The 16796-nt window shown below is 65.2% G+C and carries 16 protein-coding genes and 1 pseudogene; 9 read left to right on the plus strand and 8 right to left on the minus strand.

Features of this window, described 5'->3' with window-relative positions; genetic code table 11:
- Entirely contained in the window at nt 1-261 is a 261-nt protein-coding gene (locus ACVTFQ_RS11700) for a hypothetical protein (RefSeq protein WP_018897365.1), read from the minus strand.
- Between the two features lie 176 nt (nt 262-437).
- Here ACVTFQ_RS11700 and hemF point away from each other — a divergent pair, with 176 nt between their 5' ends.
- From hemF to ACVTFQ_RS11715, 3 genes are all read left to right on the plus strand, one after another.
- Nucleotides 438-1352: an oxygen-dependent coproporphyrinogen oxidase gene (gene hemF, locus ACVTFQ_RS11705; RefSeq protein WP_018897364.1), complete on the plus strand. Its 915-nt coding sequence runs from the start codon at nt 438-440 to the stop codon at nt 1350-1352.
- A gap of 102 nt (nt 1353-1454) precedes the next feature.
- Entirely contained in the window at nt 1455-1715 is a 261-nt protein-coding gene (locus tag ACVTFQ_RS11710; protein ID WP_111562879.1) for a hypothetical protein, read from the plus strand.
- Between the two features lie 153 nt (nt 1716-1868).
- Nucleotides 1869-2054 (plus strand): DUF1059 domain-containing protein, encoded by a 186-nt coding sequence (locus tag ACVTFQ_RS11715; RefSeq protein WP_018897362.1) that lies wholly within the window; start codon nt 1869-1871, stop codon nt 2052-2054.
- A gap of 18 nt (nt 2055-2072) precedes the next feature.
- Here the strand turns inward: ACVTFQ_RS11715 and ACVTFQ_RS11720 are convergent, their stop codons facing one another.
- Genes ACVTFQ_RS11720 through ACVTFQ_RS11730 form a run of 3 tightly spaced genes read right to left on the minus strand, consistent with a single transcriptional unit; the run spans nt 2073 to nt 4593 of the window.
- Nucleotides 2073-3326, minus strand: coding sequence for a CCA tRNA nucleotidyltransferase (locus ACVTFQ_RS11720; RefSeq protein ID WP_112436409.1), 1254 nt, complete (start codon nt 3324-3326; stop codon nt 2073-2075).
- Nucleotides 3323-3973 carry a CoA pyrophosphatase gene (locus ACVTFQ_RS11725; protein WP_112436410.1) on the minus strand — a complete coding sequence of 217 codons (651 nt, stop codon included), beginning with the start codon at nt 3971-3973 and terminating at the stop codon, nt 3323-3325. The genes ACVTFQ_RS11720 and ACVTFQ_RS11725 overlap by 4 nt, the downstream gene beginning before the upstream one ends.
- Nucleotides 3970-4593, minus strand: coding sequence for a DUF1285 domain-containing protein (locus tag ACVTFQ_RS11730; protein WP_111562882.1), 624 nt, complete (start codon nt 4591-4593; stop codon nt 3970-3972). Before ACVTFQ_RS11730 ends, ACVTFQ_RS11725 begins: the two co-directional genes overlap by 4 nt.
- A 162-nt stretch (nt 4594-4755) precedes the next feature.
- Between ACVTFQ_RS11730 and ACVTFQ_RS11735 the strand changes: the two genes are divergently transcribed.
- Genes ACVTFQ_RS11735 through ACVTFQ_RS11755 form a run of 5 tightly spaced genes read left to right on the plus strand, consistent with a single transcriptional unit; the run spans nt 4756 to nt 12032 of the window.
- Entirely contained in the window at nt 4756-5766 is a 1011-nt protein-coding gene (locus ACVTFQ_RS11735) for an AAA family ATPase (protein ID WP_111562883.1), read from the plus strand.
- A gap of 22 nt (nt 5767-5788) precedes the next feature.
- On the plus strand, nt 5789-6709 hold the full coding sequence (locus tag ACVTFQ_RS11740) for a DUF58 domain-containing protein (RefSeq protein ID WP_111562884.1): 921 nt from the start codon (nt 5789-5791) through the stop codon (nt 6707-6709).
- Complete coding sequence (locus tag ACVTFQ_RS11745; protein ID WP_111562885.1) at nt 6706-9516, plus strand: DUF4159 domain-containing protein; 2811 nt, start codon at nt 6706-6708, stop codon at nt 9514-9516. Before ACVTFQ_RS11740 ends, ACVTFQ_RS11745 begins: the two co-directional genes overlap by 4 nt.
- A gap of 1 nt (nt 9517) precedes the next feature.
- Nucleotides 9518-11587, plus strand: coding sequence for a hypothetical protein (locus ACVTFQ_RS11750; RefSeq protein WP_112950205.1), 2070 nt, complete (start codon nt 9518-9520; stop codon nt 11585-11587).
- A 4-nt stretch (nt 11588-11591) separates the two neighbouring features.
- The gene (locus ACVTFQ_RS11755; protein ID WP_111562887.1) at nt 11592-12032 is read left to right on the plus strand and encodes a GNAT family N-acetyltransferase; all 441 of its coding nucleotides are present in this window, start codon (nt 11592-11594) and stop codon (nt 12030-12032) included.
- A gap of 18 nt (nt 12033-12050) precedes the next feature.
- On the opposite strand, the gene ACVTFQ_RS11760 is transcribed toward ACVTFQ_RS11755, so the two are convergent.
- From ACVTFQ_RS11760 to ACVTFQ_RS11775, 4 genes are all read right to left on the minus strand, one after another.
- Nucleotides 12051-12449: a hypothetical protein gene (locus ACVTFQ_RS11760; RefSeq protein ID WP_112991012.1), complete on the minus strand. Its 399-nt coding sequence runs from the start codon at nt 12447-12449 to the stop codon at nt 12051-12053.
- Nucleotides 12450-12516: 67 nt separating this feature from the next.
- Nucleotides 12517-13830, minus strand: coding sequence for an MFS transporter (locus ACVTFQ_RS11765; protein WP_111562889.1), 1314 nt, complete (start codon nt 13828-13830; stop codon nt 12517-12519).
- 72 nt (nt 13831-13902) lie between these two features.
- The gene (locus ACVTFQ_RS11770) at nt 13903-14403 is read right to left on the minus strand and encodes a GNAT family N-acetyltransferase (RefSeq protein ID WP_111562890.1); all 501 of its coding nucleotides are present in this window, start codon (nt 14401-14403) and stop codon (nt 13903-13905) included.
- A gap of 213 nt (nt 14404-14616) precedes the next feature.
- Nucleotides 14617-15720 (minus strand): aldo/keto reductase, encoded by a 1104-nt coding sequence (locus ACVTFQ_RS11775; protein WP_111562891.1) that lies wholly within the window; start codon nt 15718-15720, stop codon nt 14617-14619.
- A gap of 94 nt (nt 15721-15814) precedes the next feature.
- Between ACVTFQ_RS11775 and ACVTFQ_RS11780 the strand changes: the two are divergent.
- Nucleotides 15815-16705: pseudogene (locus ACVTFQ_RS11780) on the plus strand (LysR family transcriptional regulator).
- Nucleotides 16706-16796 lie beyond the last annotated feature (91 nt).

Here is a 16796-nt window from a genome sequence, read left to right on the forward strand (position 1 = left end):
TCAATCGGCCGATGGCAGACGCCGCATGGTGAACTCGATCTGGTCGCCGTCGAGCTGCCGCCAGCTCTCGACCTCCGTCCAGTAGGCGGCCTTGGGATATTCGTCGAACCACTCGCGGGCCTTTGCGCGCGCATCGAGCAGCGCCAGACAATAGGTCTGCCGCACGAACCGGTCGTTCTTGCGCGGCGTGCCCTCGGCCCGGTGCTTGGCAATCCTTCGTTTCAAGCCGTCAAATGACGGCGGTCCTGGGATCTTCGTCATACAACCTACCTCTAATGCAAAAGGTAGTATCGGCGCCTGAATATTGCGAGTCGAATCTGAAGCCTGCTCACCAACGCCGTTCGGCTGTTGGCGCTATGCCAAACGACCTGCTATCAGGGGCGATTGAAGCGGGTGTGACTCGAATTTTGCCCGCGCGCATACCGGAGACGACGACTATGGAACGACCCGAACTTCCGATCGGCCTGCCCGCGGATATCGAGGACAAGAAGGAGATGGCCCGCACCTGGTTCGAGGGCCTGCGCGACCAGATCTGCGCCTCTTTCGAAGCGATCGAGGATGAGCTCGCAGGGCCGCTCTCGGATCGTCAGCCCGGCCGTTTCGTCGCCAAGGACTGGAAGCGCGAGAACGGCGCCGGTGGCGGCGGTCGCATGTCGATGATGGAAGGCCGCGTCTTCGAAAAGGTCGGCGTCCACACCTCCACCGTCTATGGCGAATTCAGCGCCGACCTGCGCGCCCAGATGCCCGGCGCCAAGGACGATCCGCGCTTCTGGGCCTCCGGCATCTCGCTGATCGCCCACCCGGTGAACCCCAACGTGCCCGCTGTGCACATGAACACCCGCATGGTGGTCACCTCCAGCCGCTGGTTCGGTGGCGGCGCCGACCTGACGCCGGTGCTCGACCGCCGGCGCACCCAGGAAGACGACGACACAAGACTGTTCCACAAGGCGATGGAAATCGCCTGCCGCAGTCACGCCGGCGTTGCCGATTACGATGCCTACAAGAAGTGGTGCGATGAATACTTCTTCCTCAAGCACCGCAACGAAGCGCGTGGTACCGGCGGCATCTTCTACGACTGGCTGCATTCGAGCGAGGAAGCCGGCGGCTGGAGTGCCGATTTCGCCTTCACCCGCGATGTCGGCCGCGCCTTCGCCATGGTTTATCCACGGATTGTTCGCTCCAACTTCAATAAACAGTGGACAGAACAAGATCGTGAAGAACAATTGATTCGCCGTGGGCGATATGTCGAGTTCAATCTGCTATATGACCGGGGAACGATCTTCGGCTTGAAAACGGGTGGGAATGTCGAGTCCATTCTCTCATCGCTACCCCCCGCCGTTCGCTGGCCGTAACTGGGAGGAAAGATCGGTAAACTGCGTGTGAGAGGCTTTCAATAAGCGGACCGGATACCCATTTCATGCATGTACGCGTTCAACAATCGGAGGAGGATTGTCATGACGATACAGAGTGGAACACCGGCGACGGCAGGTGCTCAACAGCCACCCCGCCCAATTGACACACCCGAACTGCTCAACAGGCTGGCCGAAGCGCTGAAAGCCAAGAGCGGTTCCGATCTGCCCCTTTCCTGCTTTGTGGAACAGGTCAAGCTTCAACTCGCCGGCGGCCTGTCCGCCGAGGAGCTGTCGCGCCGCGCCAAGGGCCAGAACAACAGCGCCCACACGGATTGCTACCGCGCATGGGCGATGCCCGAGTAATCGGGCTCACCGTCCGGGGAACGGACACATCAACGATCGCGTGAAACACGCGATCCCCACGGCCGGTGCGACAACCGGCCGGAACCTTCCCGTCCCTGGAGCATTCCCACAAAACGCATAAGCGTCATTGAGAACTCAAGTCAGGAGGAGACGATGAGACTTTTCGAATGTGGAACGCTGGTCCCCGGATGCAGCTGGCACACACGCGCAAGCGACGACGCCGAAGTCGTACGCCGCGCCGTCGACCACATGAAATCCGCGCATGGCGAAACCATCATCCGCGAAAACATGGTCGACAACATCAAGGCACGCATCCGCAACGAAGCGAACGCGGCCTGATCATCTGACGCGGTCGCGTTATTTCGCGCGATCAGAAAGCCGGGCGAGCAAGATCGCCCGGTCGGAGGCGAAGTTCTCCTCCACCCATTGCTGTTCCAGCGCGGCCAGCGTCTCTCCGACCTGCCGGCCCGACGGAATGCCTGCTGCCATCACATCCCCGCCATTGACGGGAAAGCTCGGCTTGACCCAGGCTGCGGCATGATCAAACAGCTTGTTCAGCCGCGCCGATCGCGCCATCTCCGCCATGTCGCCCTCGGCCTTGCCCCGCGCCACCGCAAGCGCCAGCTTCAGCCGCGTTGTGATGCCCTCGGCACCATTGCGATAAAGCAACCGATCAAAGGCCGCCATCGACATCTCGTCGTTGATGGGTGCTGCATTCGCCCACGCCTTGAAGACCGCCGCTTCCGCATTGGCAAGCTTCAGCCGCGCCGCCATCGCCTCCAGCCGCTTGGCGTCAGGTGGCACGATCGCGGCGAGCCTCAGCAGCGGATCGGGCGTCCAGCCGAGCGCCTTCTCGGTCGCGATCAGCGCCGGGATCGCGTCGATGCCCCACTTTTCCGTCTCCGGCAGAATTTCCGTCAGCGCGCCGACGGTGCGCATCCACAACAGCGCGCGCCCCGGATCTTCCGCCGACAGCAACTTGCGCATCTCCGACCACACCCGCTCGGCAGACAGCGTCGAAAGCTTGGAGCGGGCAGCAGCAGCCGCCCGCAACCCATCCGCATCCGGCCGCCCCGAGCCGTAATAGGCAAAGAAGCGGAAGAAGCGCAGGATGCGCAGATAGTCTTCCTTGATCCTCGTCGCCGCGTCGCCGATGAAGCGGATGTTTCGCTTCTCGATATCGACAAGCCCGCCGACGAGATCGACCACCTCGCCGTTCTCGCCCACATAGAGCGCGTTGATCGTGAGGTCGCGTCGCTCGGCATCCGTCTGCCAGTCCGTGCTGAATGCCACCGTCGCCCGACGCCCGTCGGTCTCGACATCGGCGCGCAACGTCGTCACCTCGAACGGCTTGCGGTCGATGACGAGCGTCACCGTGCCATGCTCGACGCCCGTCGGCACTGCCTTGATCCCGGCCTGGTTGGCGCGTTCGATCACCACGTCGGGCGTCAGCGTAGTCGCCACGTCGATATCGCTGACCGCGAGCCCCATCAGGCTGTTGCGCACGGCGCCACCCACCACGCGCCCCTCGCCGCCATCGGCATTCAGCAGCGAGAAAACGCGCTTCAGCGCCGGGTCGTTGAACCATGCTTCGTGAGCAAGGTTGGTCATGCGTAGAGCCTTTCGTAAAGCGTGCGGACAATGCCCGCGGTGATGCCCCAGATCATTCTGGTTTCATAGGGCATGCGATAGAAATGTCGGTCGAGCCCGTCGATCATGCGCTTGTCGCGAATGTGGTTTCCAGGCGCCATCAGGAAGGAGAGCGGCACCTCGAAGACATCGTCGACCTCGTCGGGATTGAGCTTGAGATCAAAGCCGGGCTGTACCACCGCCAGCACAGGCGTGATGCGAAACCCCGTCGAGGCAAGATAAACAGGCAGCCGCGCCACCGTCTCGACGAACGAACCCTTCAGCCCGATCTCCTCGTCGGCCTCGCGCACGGCAGCCTGCTCGGGCGTCTCGTCCGCGCCATCGATCTTGCCGCCGGGAAAGGCGATCTGGCCGGAGTGCTCGCGCAGCGTCGAGGTACGCTTGGTGAAGATCACCCGCGCCTCGTCGCCATCATCGATGACAGGCACCAGGACAGCGGCATCGCGGAGCTTGAAGGTCTCCACCTTGGCGACGATCTCGGGGTTCAGGATATGGTCGCCATGCTCGCGCCACGACAGGTCGACCGGCCCGCCCATTTGGTGCATTGCCCGGCGTCTGAATTCGGCTGCGGAATAAAGCGCGCCGTCTCTGGTCTGAACCTCGATCATCGCGACAGCGCATCCAGCTCGGCCGCCGGCATGACGGGAAAGGTCTCGCCGCCGGATCGCAGGCAGAACATCTCGACGCCATCGACATCGATTGTCTCGCCCAGTTCCACGAGCTGGTACATGACCGCCCGCGACACCAGCGCTTCCAATCGCCCCCGTACATGCAGGTATGGCTTCAACTCATTGTTATCGCCGTGGATGACAAACCTGATCGGATGCGCCTTGCCAGCCTCGATGACATCGCCGACATTGGTGCGAAAGGTCAGCACCGCCTGCCCGTCCCTGACGGAGGCGTTCATCTCGACAGCGAGGAACGGCGCATCGACGATCCGGATACCGACTTTTTCCACAGGAGTTACGAGGTATGTCTTGCCATCCTCATCCTTGCGCAGAACCGTGGAAAACAGCCGCACGAGCGGCGCCCGGCCGATCGGCGTCCCCATGTAGAACCACGTCCCGTCGGCGCGGATCTCCATATCGATATCGCCGCAGAACGGCGGATTCCATTTCTCGACGGGCGGAAGACCGCGTTTCGCATCGCCACCATCGCCCGCGGCGCGCGAAATCAGCGCGGCCAAATCCGCGGCATCGGTCGCTGCCTTGATCTCTTCGGTTGCCATTGTTCCGTCTCTGTTTGCACTTAACGCAGGAATGTCACGAGATAGTCATTCGAAACGAACTTGTCAGCCCGCAACATCTTCATAACTCTATCGGGTATGAGGCACACGTGTAAAAGTCCGACGATTCGCGACGAATGAGATCAGCCGCTGGAGAGATGCCTGATGGGTATGATGAAGACCGAAGCCCCCCTCGATGAAAAGGCGATCGTCGCCGCAGCAGAAAAAGCGCTTGCCGATATCGCCACAGTGAGGAGCGAGGTCTCCAAGGTGATCTTCGGCCAGGAGAGCGTCGTCGAAAACACGCTGCTTGCCGTGCTCTCGGGCGGCCATGCCCTGCTGGTCGGCGTTCCCGGCCTCGCCAAGACCAAGCTGGTCACCACGCTCGGCGAAGTGCTCGGCCTCGGCGCCAACCGCATCCAGTTCACGCCCGACCTGATGCCATCCGATATCCTTGGCTCCGAAGTGATGGACCAGGACGAGACCGGCCGCCGCTCCTTCCGCTTCGTCAAGGGCCCCGTCTTCGCCCAGCTGCTGATGGCCGACGAAATCAACCGCGCCTCGCCGCGCACCCAGTCGGCGCTGCTGCAGTCGATGCAGGAGTATCACATCACCGTCGCCGGCCAGCGATACGACCTGCCGACGCCCTTCCACGTGCTCGCCACCCAGAACCCGCTGGAACAGGAAGGCACCTATCCGCTTCCCGAGGCACAGCTCGACCGCTTCCTCATACAGGTCGACGTCAACTATCCCGAGCTCGCCGCCGAACGGCAGATCCTGCTCGACACCACGGGCCTTGCCGAAACCAAGCCGCAGGCAGTGCTGAGCGCCGAGCGCCTGATCGAGATCCAGACGCTGATCCGCCAGATGCCCGTCAGCGACAAGGTGGTCGACGGCATCCTTGCGCTCGTCCGCTCCGCCCGCCCCGGCCAGGGCAACGCCGCCACCGACAAGAACGTCGCCTGGGGCCCCGGCCCGCGCGCCGGCCAGGCGATGATGCTTTGCGCTCGCGCCCGCGCGCTCTATGAAGGCCGCCTCGCCCCATCGCTCGACGATGTCCACGCGCTGGCCGAACCCGTGCTGCAGCACCGCATGGCGCTGACCTTTGCCGCCCGCGCCGAAGGCATGTCGGTGCGCGACGTGATCGCCGGGCTGGTCAAGCAGGCCAAGGGCTAAGCTCAGGAAGGAAGCCTCACGCGTGGCATCGATCGGACAGACCGTCACTCCGACCCCAGGCAGCGATGCCCTTGCACGTGCAAGGCAGCGCGCCAGCCTGTTGCCGGATTGCCTCGTCGAGGCCAAGCGTATCGCCAACACCGTGATCGCAGGCTGGCACGGCCGCCGCAAGCGTGGCATCGGCGAAAATTTCTGGCAGTTTCGGCCCTATAGCGAAGGCGAAAGCCTGGCGCGCATCGACTGGCGCCGCTCTGCCCGCGACGACCACACCTATATCCGCGACCGCGAATGGGAAGCGGCCCACACCATCTGGCTCTGGGCCGATATGTCCCCGTCGATGATGTACAAGTCGACCTTCGGCAGCGTCTCGAAGGAAAGCCGCGCATTCGTCATCATGCTGGCGCTCGCTGAAATCCTTGCCCGCTCCGGTGAACGCGTCGGCTGCCCCGGCGTGATGGAACCGATCTCCGCCCGCAACGCCGCCGAGCGCCTGGCGGTCGCGCTGATGCATGCGCCCCTCACCGGCGGCCTGCCCGATACCGCCATGATCCGCGGCTCGAGCGATCTCGTGCTGATCGGCGATTTCCTCGATGATGCCGAGGCCGTGATGGCCCGCATCGGCCCGCTCGCCCGACGTGGCCTGCGCGGCCATGTCATCGAGGTGGCCGATCCCGCCGAGGAGCTGTTTCCCTATACCGGCCGCACCGAGTTCACTGATCCCGAGACCGGCTCGAAGCTCACCTCCGGCCGCGCCGAGAATATCCGCGACGCCTATACGCGCGCCTATCTCGGCCGCCGCGATGGTCTTGGCCAGAACCTGCGCCACCTCGGCTGGACCTTCATCAGCCATCGCACCGATCACCTCGCCTCCGAGGCGCTGGTCGCCGTCCACATGCACCTCTCGGGCATGCCCGGGAAAGCAACGCATGGAGGCCAGCTGTGAACGCGCTTCCCTTCGCCTTTGCCTATCCGGCCATTCTCGGCGCCCTCGTGGCGCTTCCCGTCATCTGGTGGCTGCTGCGCCTGACCCCGCCGCGCCCGAAGACGGAAGTCTTTCCGCCACTGCGCATCCTCGCCACCGTTTTGAAGCGCGAGGAAACGCCGGCGCAGAGCCCCTGGTGGCTGACGCTGCTGCGCATGTTGCTCGCAGCAGCCGTCATCCTCGCCATCGCCGATCCGGTATTCAACCCGCGCACCAGCTCGATCGCCGCGGGCGGCCCGCTCGTGCTCTTCGTCGACAATGGCTGGGCGACCGCGCCCGACTGGGAACGCCGCGTACAGACCGCCGAGGCGTTGATCGACGACGCCGATAGCGCCGGCCTGCCCGTCTCCATCACCTTCACCGCCGATCCAAGCAACGATGCCGTCGCGGGCACCGCCGCCGTCGCTCGCGAAAAACTGCGCGCCGCCGAGCCGCAGCCGCTTGTCCCCGACCGCCAGCGCGCCTTCGAGGCGCTGCGTGCGGCGCTGAACGGCGTGCATCCCGGCACGCTCGCCTTCCTGACCGACGGTGCAGCCGCCAACGACAACGACGCGACCGTGCGCCAGCTCTCCGACCTGCAGCCCGGCCAACTGCGCCTGATCGCCGGCGACGCCGCGCAGACGGTTGCAATAACAGGCGCCAACAACGCCGCCGACGCCATGACCGTCACCGCGACCCGCCTCGACGGCGCCTCGGCCGCCACCCTGCCGCTGACCGCCCAGGACGCGCAGGGCCGCGCCATCGCCTCGGGCTCCGTCTCCTTCCAGCCCGGCCAGTCGGTGGCCTCAGGCTCGATCACCGCCCCCTTCGAGATGCGCAACGACTTCGCGCGGCTCAGCATCGACAACCACGCAACGGCCGGCGCCGTCCACCTGCTCGATGACGGCTTCAAGCGCCGCCGTGTCGTGCTTCTGTCCGGCGAGGCCAGCGACAGCTTCCAACCGCTGCTGTCGCCGCTCTATTACATCCAGCGCGCCCTGCAGCCATATGCCGACCTGATCGAGCCGAACGCCCCCGATCTCGCCACCTCCATTCCCGATCTTCTGGCGCAGAACCCCTCCGTCATCGTCATGGCCGATATCGGCCGCCTGCCGCAGGAGACCTATGATCCGCTGCAGCGCTGGATCAACAATGGCGGCACCCTCATCCGCTTCGCCGGCCCGCGCCTCGCCGCTGCCCCCGCCGATGATCCGCTGGTGCCGGTGACGCTGCGCCAGGGCGAGCGCGCGCTCGGCGGCGCGCTTTCCTGGGCCGAGCCGCAACAGCTTGCCGAATTCCCCAATTTCGGCCCCTTCGCCGGCATGGCGCGCCCGACCGACGTCACCGTCAAACGCCAGGTGCTGGCGGAGCCGACGCCGGATCTCGCCGAGCGCACATGGGCGAGCCTCGCCGACGGAACCCCGCTGGTAACGATGAAGCCGATGACATCAGGCCGCATCGTGCTCTTCCACGTCAGCGCCGAGGCCACATGGTCCGACCTGCCGATATCAGGCAATTTCGTCGAGATGCTACGCCGTCTCGTGCAATTGTCGCGCTCCGGCGGTGTCACCTCGCAATCCGGCGGCGCCACCACCGCCGAAGCGCTGCCGCCCTTCCGGCTGCTGACCGCCAAGGGCGCGCTCACCACCGAGACCGGCGCGGCGCGTCCGCTGATCCCCAACGCCAAGGCCGCCCCTGTGGCCAGCTTCGAAAATCCGCCGGGCCTTTATGGCTCCGAGGAAGGGTTCACAGCCTTGAACGTCCTGCCCGCAAACGCCGAACTGAAACCCCTCGATGCCTCGGGCGTGACGCTGGTGCGCGAAGGCCTGATCGGCGGCGAGACATGGTCGGCCAAGCCCTCGCTCTTCCTCATCGCCTTCCTGCTCCTGCTTGCCGACAGCCTGATCGTCATGTTCATGAGCGGCGCCTTCTCGCGCCTGCGCCCGGCCGCCCGCACGGCCGCGATGATCGCGGTCGCCGTCAGCGCCGCCTTCCTGGTGCAGCCCGGCCAGTCGCGCGCCGACGACAGCAAGCCCGGCGACGAGCAGATCTTCCAGCGGCTCGACAACACCCACCTCGCCTACGTCGTCACCGGCGAGGCCGAAGTCGATCGCATCTCCGAGCGCGGCCTCGAGGGCCTGACCGAATATCTCACCTTCCGCACGACGCTGGAGCCGGCCGCCCCCGTCGGCCTAGACCTGACAAAGGACGAGCTCTCCTTCTATCCGATCATCTACTGGCCGATCTCGGCCACCGCGCCCATGCCGTCGGCCGCCTCGATCAACCGCATCGACGCCTATATGCGCGCCGGCGGCACCGTGCTCTTCGACACCCGCGACCAGTTCAGCGCGCTCGACAACAGCGGCGGCAGCAGCGCCAATGGCGAGCGCCTGCAGCAGATCCTCGCCAATCTCGACATCCCGCCGCTGGAGCCGGTCCCCTCCGACCACGTGCTGACCAAGTCCTTCTATCTTCTGTCGAGCTTCCCCGGCCGCTATGCCGGCAGCCCGCTCTGGATCGAGGCGCGCCAGGACAACCGCTCCAACAACGCCAAGTCGGCGGCAACCGCCGATGGCGTCTCGCCGATCCTGATCACGGGAAATGACTTCGCCGGCGCATGGGCCGTGGACGACAATGGCGTCCCGCTGCTGCCGACCGTACCCCCTGACGAGGCGCAGCGCGAATACGCCTACCGCAGCGGCGTCAACATCATGATGTATATGCTCACAGGCAACTACAAGACCGACCAGGTCCACATCCCCGCCCTCCTCGAACGGCTGGGGCAGTGACATGACGGTTGATTTCGCGCCCTTCATCCCCTGGCCACTGCTTGCCGGCCTGACCGTCATCGTCGTCGCCATAGCCGCACTCGCCATCTTCAGGGGCGTACGCGGCGCCTGGATCCGCACCGTCGCGGCGCTGGCGCTTTTGGCAGCGCTCGCCAATCCGCTGCTGATGCAGGAAGACCGCGAGCAGCTCTCGACGGTCGTCCCCGTGATCGTCGACCGCAGCCAGAGCCAGCAGACGCCTGAGCGCATCAAGATGACCGACGACGCGCTGGCCGCGCTGAAGGACCGCCTCGCCCGCTTCCCGAATGTCGAACCGCGCTATGTCGACGCCACGGAGCCAGAAGATTCCAACGCCCCCTCGACGCGCCTCTTCAACGCGCTGTCTGCCGCCGTCGCCGACGTGCCGCCCGCCCGCATCGGCGGCGCCATCATGCTCACCGACGGCCAGATCCACGACGTGCCCGGCGTCAACCAGGCGCTCGGCTTCGACGCCCCAATCCATGGGCTGATCACCGGCAAGGCCAACGAATTCGACCGCCGCATCGAGGTCATCAAGGCGCCGCGCTTCGGCATCGTCAACGAGGAGCAGCAGCTGGTGCTGCGCGTCTTCGACGATGGCCCGAGCCCAGGCGGCACCGCCGACGTGACGGTCAAGCTCAACGGCAACGAGATCGCCACGCTGCAGGCAACGCCCGGCCGCGACACGCCCTTCTCCTTCAAGGTCGAGCGCGGCGGCAGCAATGTGCTGGAATTCTCGGTCGCCGCCCTTCCCGGCGAAGTGACGCAAGCCAACAACCGCGCCGTTCACGTCATCGACGGCATCCGTGAGAACCTGCGCGTGCTGCTGGTCTCCGGCGAGCCGCATGCCGGCGAGCGCGCCTGGCGCAACCTTTTGAAATCCGACGCCTCCGTCGATCTCGTGCACTTCACCATCCTGCGGCCGCCGGAAAAGCAGGACGGCACGCCGATCAACGAACTGTCGCTGATCGCGTTTCCGACCCGCGAGCTCTTCGTCGACAAGATCAAGGACTTCGACCTGATCATTTTCGACCGCTACCAGCATCGCGGCGTGCTGCCGATCCTCTATTACGATTACATCGCGCAATATGTCGAAAACGGCGGCGCGCTGCTGATCGCAGCAGGTCCCGAGCATGCCGGCCCGGATTCGATCGCGCTGACACCGCTCTCCTCGGTTCTCCCCGCCGCCCCGACCGGCCAGATGGTCGAAAAGGCCTTCTATCCGCGCCTCTCCGACGAAGGAAAGAAACACCCCGTCACCCGTGGTCTCGACGGCTCCAACGACGAACCGCCGCATTGGGGCCGCTGGTTCCGCTCGGTCGGCGTCGAGCCGCCACAGGGCGAGACCGTCATGGTCGGCGCAGACAACAATCCGCTCCTGGTGCTGAACCGCGCCGGCCAGGGCCGCGTCGCCATGCTCCTGTCCGACCAGGGCTGGCTCTGGGCCCGTGGCTTCGAAGGCGGCGGCCCGCACGTCTCGCTCTATCGCCGCGTCGCGCACTGGCTGATGAAGGAACCGGCGCTGGAAGAGGAAGCGCTCACCGCCCGCGCTTCCGGCCGCACGCTCGAGATTACCCGCCAGACCATCGGCGACAATCCCGGCAACGCCGCCGTGCGCTACCCCTCCGGCAAGACCGAGACGCTGCCGCTCGTCCAGTCCGAGCCCGGCCTCTTCAAGGCCGAAAAGCGCATGGACGAAATCGGCCTCTTCGAGATCCGCAACGGCGAAATGAGCACACTCGTGCATGTCGGCGCCGTCGATGCGCCGGAGTTCAAGGCGATGATTTCGACGCCCGACGTGCTGAAGCCGATATCGGACAAGACCAGAGGCCTCGTCGCCCGCGTCTCGGACACCGACGGCAATGTCGAGATCCCGCCGATCCTTCCCGTGCGCGGCCAGATCCGCGTCGCCGACGACGACCGCATGCAGATCCGCCTGACCAACGAGACGGTGCTGAAGGGTATCAACACGCTGCCGCTCTTTGCGGGCTTCGCCGGCGTCGGCATCCTGCTCCTCGCCTTCGGCGCCATGTGGTGGCGCGAGGGCCGCTGACGCGATGCCGCAACTCGAACTGACCGCCACACCCTCCCCCGATGACCTCGCGGTCATCGGCGAGACCCTCACCGCCTTCAACCACGCCGACGTCGGCCCAGCCGATCGCCAGACGCTGGCGGTACTGATCCGCAACGAGGATGGAACGGTGATCGGCGGCCTCTCCGGCTACACCGCCTGGGGCTGGCTCTTCACCCAGCTGCTCTTCATCCCCGAAGGCCAACGCGGCACCGGCCTCGCCGGCCGGCTTCTGACAATGGCCGAAGAGGAAGCCGCCAATCGCGGCTGCCACGGCGCCTGGATCGACACCTTCAGCCCAACGGCGCTCAAGGCCTATCTGAAACAGGGATACGAGATCTTCGGCGAACTGCCGGACTTCCCGAAGGGCCGCACACGGACGTTTCTGCGCAAGGCGCTGACGCCTTCTGGTGCTGGCGCCGAATAGCGGAGCCTGTCGCTCGCTTTAGAGATGCGCGATCTTGGCCTCGACCTCGGTCAATCGCGACTGAACCTCTTCCGCGATGCGAGATGCATGCGATGCATCGCGCAAGGCTGTCAGCACCTCATTGTACTGCCCCACCACATCGATCTGGGTTCGCTTGAGGTCGTTGGCGCGGTCGTCAAGCAGCCTTTCGGTCTCCTCAAGCCGAGCCGAGATCGCCTCCAACCGTCCTGAAGTCTCGCTGTGATGCCGGAGCGCAAGCTCATGCAGGCTGTTCATTTTGCGATTGAGCTTGGAGATTTCTGTCTCGACGGTGCTGAACTTGTCGATAGCGGCTTCGACCATGCCCAAGGTCCGTTTCTGACCATTGAACATGGCTTCCATAATCGCCAGCATTTTTGCCGTCTCGCTATCGGTCACGCGCGTCGATCCTTCTGCCTTATTTCAATATGGCATTGCGGCATGCAAAGAACAAGAAAGCGCCCCCTTAGGCGATTGACACCTGCCGCGTCTCCGAATCGATCGCAACGGCCGCCAGCGCCGAGATCACGAGAAAGCCGGCGAAGAGGCCGATCGCAACGCCGAGCCCTTCGGAGACGACAAGCGCCATCAGCGACGGTGCAAGCAGTCCACCGAGCCGCGCGACCGCGCCCGCCGTGCCCATGCCGGTCGCCCGCACCGCGGTCGGGTAGAGCTCCGGCGTGTAGGCATAGAGTGCGCCCCACGTGCCGAGCAGCGCGAAGCTCATGATCAGCAGCGACGCCCCGACCATGATATCGACGCTGGAGACGACGAACAGCAGGCATCCCGCCGCCGACAATAGGCAGAAGCCGATCAGCGTCGGCTTGCGGCCCCAGGCCTCGACGCCATAGGCGGCGAGCGCATAGCCGGGGATCTGCGCCAGCGCCACGAAAACCAGGAAGCCATAGCCCCGGACGAAGCCGAAGCCGTCGCCCGCAAGCTTCGCCGGCATCCAGGTGAAGACGCCGTAATAGGAGACCGACACCAGGAACCAGATTGCCAGGATCATCACGGTGCGACGGCGAAGCGCGCCCGAAAACACGCCTTCGGAGGCCGCATGCGACGGCGACACCAGCTCGTCGTCGGCGCCGAGCGCGGGCCTGCCGTTCGCCACCAGCACCCGGTTGATCGTCTTCTTCGCCTCCTCGCCGCGCCCCCCACGCAAGAGATAGAGCGGCGATTCCGGCACGAACAGGCGCAGACCGAGCCCGAGGATGGCAGGCACCGCCGTCACCGCGAAAATGTAGCGCCAGGCATCCTGAACGCCCGCGACACTGGCAGCCCATGCCGCAAGCGCGACGATCAGCGTCCCGATCGCCCAGAAGCCCTCCAGCGCCACCAGCCAGCGGCCACGGCTTTTCGACGGCAGGAACTCCGCCATCATCGCGTAATCCACCGGCAGCGTGCCGCCGACGGCCACACCGGTGAGAAAGCGCAGGACAAGCAGGATGGTGAAACTCGGCGCGAAGACCGATAGCGCCCCGAACACCGCATCGCAGGCGACAGTGAGCAACAGCACATTGCGCCGCCCGACCTTGTCGGCCAGCCGTCCGAAGGCGTAGGCGCCGATGAGCATCCCCAGAAAGAACAGCGTTCCCGTCTGCAGCGCCTGCGGCACCGTCAGCCCGAAACTCGCGGCGATCGAGGCAGCGGTAAAGCCGACCGCCAGCACCTGCATCGCATCCGCCGTCCAGACGAGACCAAAAATGCCGAGAAGCCGCCGTTGAAACGGTCCGGTCCCCGCGCGATCAAGCGCCTCGTCGATTGAAATGCGACTCATGCCCGCCCCCCTCAAGCCTATGAAAGACCACGCGAAGCGCGGCCTCCGTCATAGCTCAATAGAACAGATGGCCTATTTGCGCCAGCCGATCGTGCCCTTCAGCCGGCCATGCACGTCCTCGCCGAGCGGCACGACAAGCACCCGGCCCGGATCGACCGGTCCCGGAAAAGTCAGCGCGTTATAGGCGACTTTCTCGAAGCCGAGCGGCCCGTAATAGGGCGGATCGCCGACGAGGATGACGGCCTCGGAGCCGTTGCGCTTGGCCGCTTCCACCGCGATCCGCACAAGCTCGCGGCCTATGCCGCGGTTCTTGTGCGAGGGGCGAACGGCAAGCGGGCCGAGCAGATGGCCGGGCACGTCGCCGGCCATGACGGGTGTCATCCGGACCGATGCGATCGTCTCGCCGTCATCGGCGCAGATGAAGGACAGCGACAGGTCATGCGGCCCCTGCTCGCGGATGCGGGCGGCGGCGCGTGTGTGCCGGCCTGGGCCGAATGCTTCTTCGTTGATGTGTTCGATAGCGGCGTCGTGCGACGCGTCCTCAGTGAGGTAGACCAGATCGTGCTTGTGCATGAAGAGACAGAAACCGGATAGACAAAATGATGGGTTCTCGAACACGCCCTTGGGCGTTCGGGAGCATCAGCGTCGTCGCAGGGTTCTGTATGCGCACATCAAATCGGGTTCCTGAAATCGTGGAAAGGCCGATAGCAGGAAAAAAATCGGTCGTCTATGGGAAAACGTCGCGGTCGATGCCACCGCCGCCTGAAACGGCGGCGGCAGCTGATATCATCCCCTCGCCCAGCGCTCGACCGTCTGGCCTCCGAACAGCCGGCTGGTCGGCATCTGGAAGATGAAATAGGGGTTGAGCAGCGGCAGCGCGCTTGCCTGCTCCAGCCTCTCAAGCATCGCCTCGTCGAGATCAACATCCAGCGAAGCGACGTTCTGTTGCAGCTGCTCCACCCGGCTGGCGCCGATCAGCACCGACGAGACGCCGCCGCGCCGCGCCACCCAGGCGAGCGCGACTTCGGCGGCCGACCGGCCGATCTCGGCCGCGACTGAGGTCACCACATCGACCACATCGAAATTGCGCTCGGTAAACAGCATGCCGCCGAAAGGATTGTCGCCGTTCAGCCGGCCGTTGCTGCCGCTTTCCGATGTCTCCGAGGTCTTGTCCGGCAGCGCGGTGGCCCGCCCGGCCTCGGCCAACATCTCGCGGCCGTATTTGCCGGTCAAAAGACCCGCCGCAAGCGGGCTCCAGGGCACCATGCCAAGCCCGAACTCGGCGCCGGCAGGCATGAGGTCGAGCTCGACGCCGCGATCGATCAGCGAATAGGCATATTGCAGGCCAATCGGCTTCGGCAGCCCGTGCGCCTCGGCAAGCGTCGCGATCCGCGCTACATACCAGGCGGGCGTGTTGGAAAAGCCGTAATGCAGGATCTTGCCGGCGCGCACCGCATCGGAGAGCGTCTGCAGGACTTCATCGGCCGGCGTCGTCTGGTCCCACACATGCATCCAGTACATATCGATATAGTCGGTGCGCAGCCGCTTCAGCGATCCCTCGATACCGAGGCGGATGTTCTTCGCCCCGTTGCCGCCCCAGAGCGGTGTGCCCGCGCCGCGCGGAAATCCCGATTTGGTCGCCACCACCAGCCGGTCGCGCTGCCCGCTGTCGGAGAGAAACGCGCCAAGCATCTCCTCGCTGCGGCCGGCCGAATAGATGTCGGCCGTATCGATGAAATTGCCGCCGGCATCGACATAGGCGTCAAACAGCGCCCGCGAAGTCTGCTCGTTGGCGCCCCATCGCCCGGCGCCGAAGGTCATGGTGCCAAGCGCCAGCGGGCTGACGATCAGTCCCGAGCGGCCGAGGGTGCGATAGCTGGTAAGGTCCATATCCGTGCTCCTTGTTCACCCCCACCATTTAGGCCGGCGGACCCCACGGGATTAGCGGTTGCCTGTCGCATGAACTTGTGAGCAGAATGCAGTAATGGAACGCGGAACGCTCAACGATCTCCTCGCCTTCGCCGCCGTCGCCCGCGAGCGCAGCTTTACCCGCGCTGCCGCCGTCCTCGGCATGTCGCCCTCGGCGCTCAGCCACGCGATGCGCGGGCTGGAGGAGAGATTAGGCGTCCGGCTTCTCGCCCGCACCACCCGCAGCGTCGCGCCAACCGAGGCCGGAGAGCGGCTGCTGTAATCGCTCAACCCGGCGCTCTCCGATATCGAAGGCGGCCTCGAGGCGCTGGCCGAATGGCGCGACAACCCCTCCGGCACGGTCCGCATCACCACCTTCGCCTACGCCGCCAGAATGGTGCTCGTGCCGAAGCTCCCCGCCTTCCTGCTTGCCCATCCCGAGATCAACGTCGAGGTGATCATCCAGGACGGGCTGACGGATATCGTCACATCAGGCTTCGACGCCGGCATCCGCCTCGGCGAAACGGTGGCGAAGGACATGATCGCGGTGCGCGTCGGGCCTGAACTGCGCACCGTCGTGGTCGGCACACCCTCCTATTTCGCACGCATCCCGCCACCGGAAACACCCTACGATCTCGAGCGCCACGCCTGCATCGGCTACCGGCTGACGACCTCGGGCGGGCTGCTTCCCTGGGAGTTCGAAAAGGACGGCAAGGAGATCAAGATCCGCACCAGCGGCCCGCTTATCGTCAATGATGGCGAGCTTCCGGCAGCAGCCGTGCGCGCCGGCGTCGGGCTCGGCTATCTGATGGAGCACGACGTGGCCGACGAGATCGCGTCGGGCGCGCTGGTGCAGGTGCTCGACGACTGGTGCCCGCCCTTCCCCGGCTTCCACCTCTACCACCCGAGCCGCCGCCAATCGCCGCCGGCGCTGCGCGCGCTGATCGCCGCCTTGAGCGTCAAGTAGCAATCGCATCGCAGGGCGCAATCATCACGTGACGCACTGTTCAATCATTGCCCCACTGCAAAATCCGCCCAAGCGCGATATCTAACGGGCA

Source organism: Rhizobium sp. O111, assembly GCF_055616315.1.

Excerpts from the sequence above, each read along its gene's own strand:
- ACVTFQ_RS11700 (WP_018897365.1), bottom strand. The coding sequence starts at position 261 with ATGACGAAGATCCCAGGACCGCCGTCATTTGACGGCTTGAAACGAAGG.
- hemF (WP_018897364.1), top strand. The coding sequence starts at position 438 with ATGGAACGACCCGAACTTCCGATCGGCCTGCCCGCGGATATCGAGGAC.
- ACVTFQ_RS11710 (WP_111562879.1), top strand. The coding sequence starts at position 1,455 with ATGACGATACAGAGTGGAACACCGGCGACGGCAGGTGCTCAACAGCCA.
- ACVTFQ_RS11715 (WP_018897362.1), top strand. The coding sequence starts at position 1,869 with ATGAGACTTTTCGAATGTGGAACGCTGGTCCCCGGATGCAGCTGGCAC.
- ACVTFQ_RS11720 (WP_112436409.1), bottom strand. The coding sequence starts at position 3,326 with ATGACCAACCTTGCTCACGAAGCATGGTTCAACGACCCGGCGCTGAAG.
- ACVTFQ_RS11725 (WP_112436410.1), bottom strand. The coding sequence starts at position 3,973 with ATGATCGAGGTTCAGACCAGAGACGGCGCGCTTTATTCCGCAGCCGAA.
- ACVTFQ_RS11730 (WP_111562882.1), bottom strand. The coding sequence starts at position 4,593 with ATGGCAACCGAAGAGATCAAGGCAGCGACCGATGCCGCGGATTTGGCC.
- ACVTFQ_RS11735 (WP_111562883.1), top strand. The coding sequence starts at position 4,756 with ATGGGTATGATGAAGACCGAAGCCCCCCTCGATGAAAAGGCGATCGTC.
- ACVTFQ_RS11750 (WP_112950205.1), top strand. The coding sequence starts at position 9,518 with ATGACGGTTGATTTCGCGCCCTTCATCCCCTGGCCACTGCTTGCCGGC.
- ACVTFQ_RS11755 (WP_111562887.1), top strand. The coding sequence starts at position 11,592 with ATGCCGCAACTCGAACTGACCGCCACACCCTCCCCCGATGACCTCGCG.
- ACVTFQ_RS11765 (WP_111562889.1), bottom strand. The coding sequence starts at position 13,830 with ATGAGTCGCATTTCAATCGACGAGGCGCTTGATCGCGCGGGGACCGGA.
- ACVTFQ_RS11770 (WP_111562890.1), bottom strand. The coding sequence starts at position 14,403 with ATGCACAAGCACGATCTGGTCTACCTCACTGAGGACGCGTCGCACGAC.
- ACVTFQ_RS11775 (WP_111562891.1), bottom strand. The coding sequence starts at position 15,720 with ATGGACCTTACCAGCTATCGCACCCTCGGCCGCTCGGGACTGATCGTC.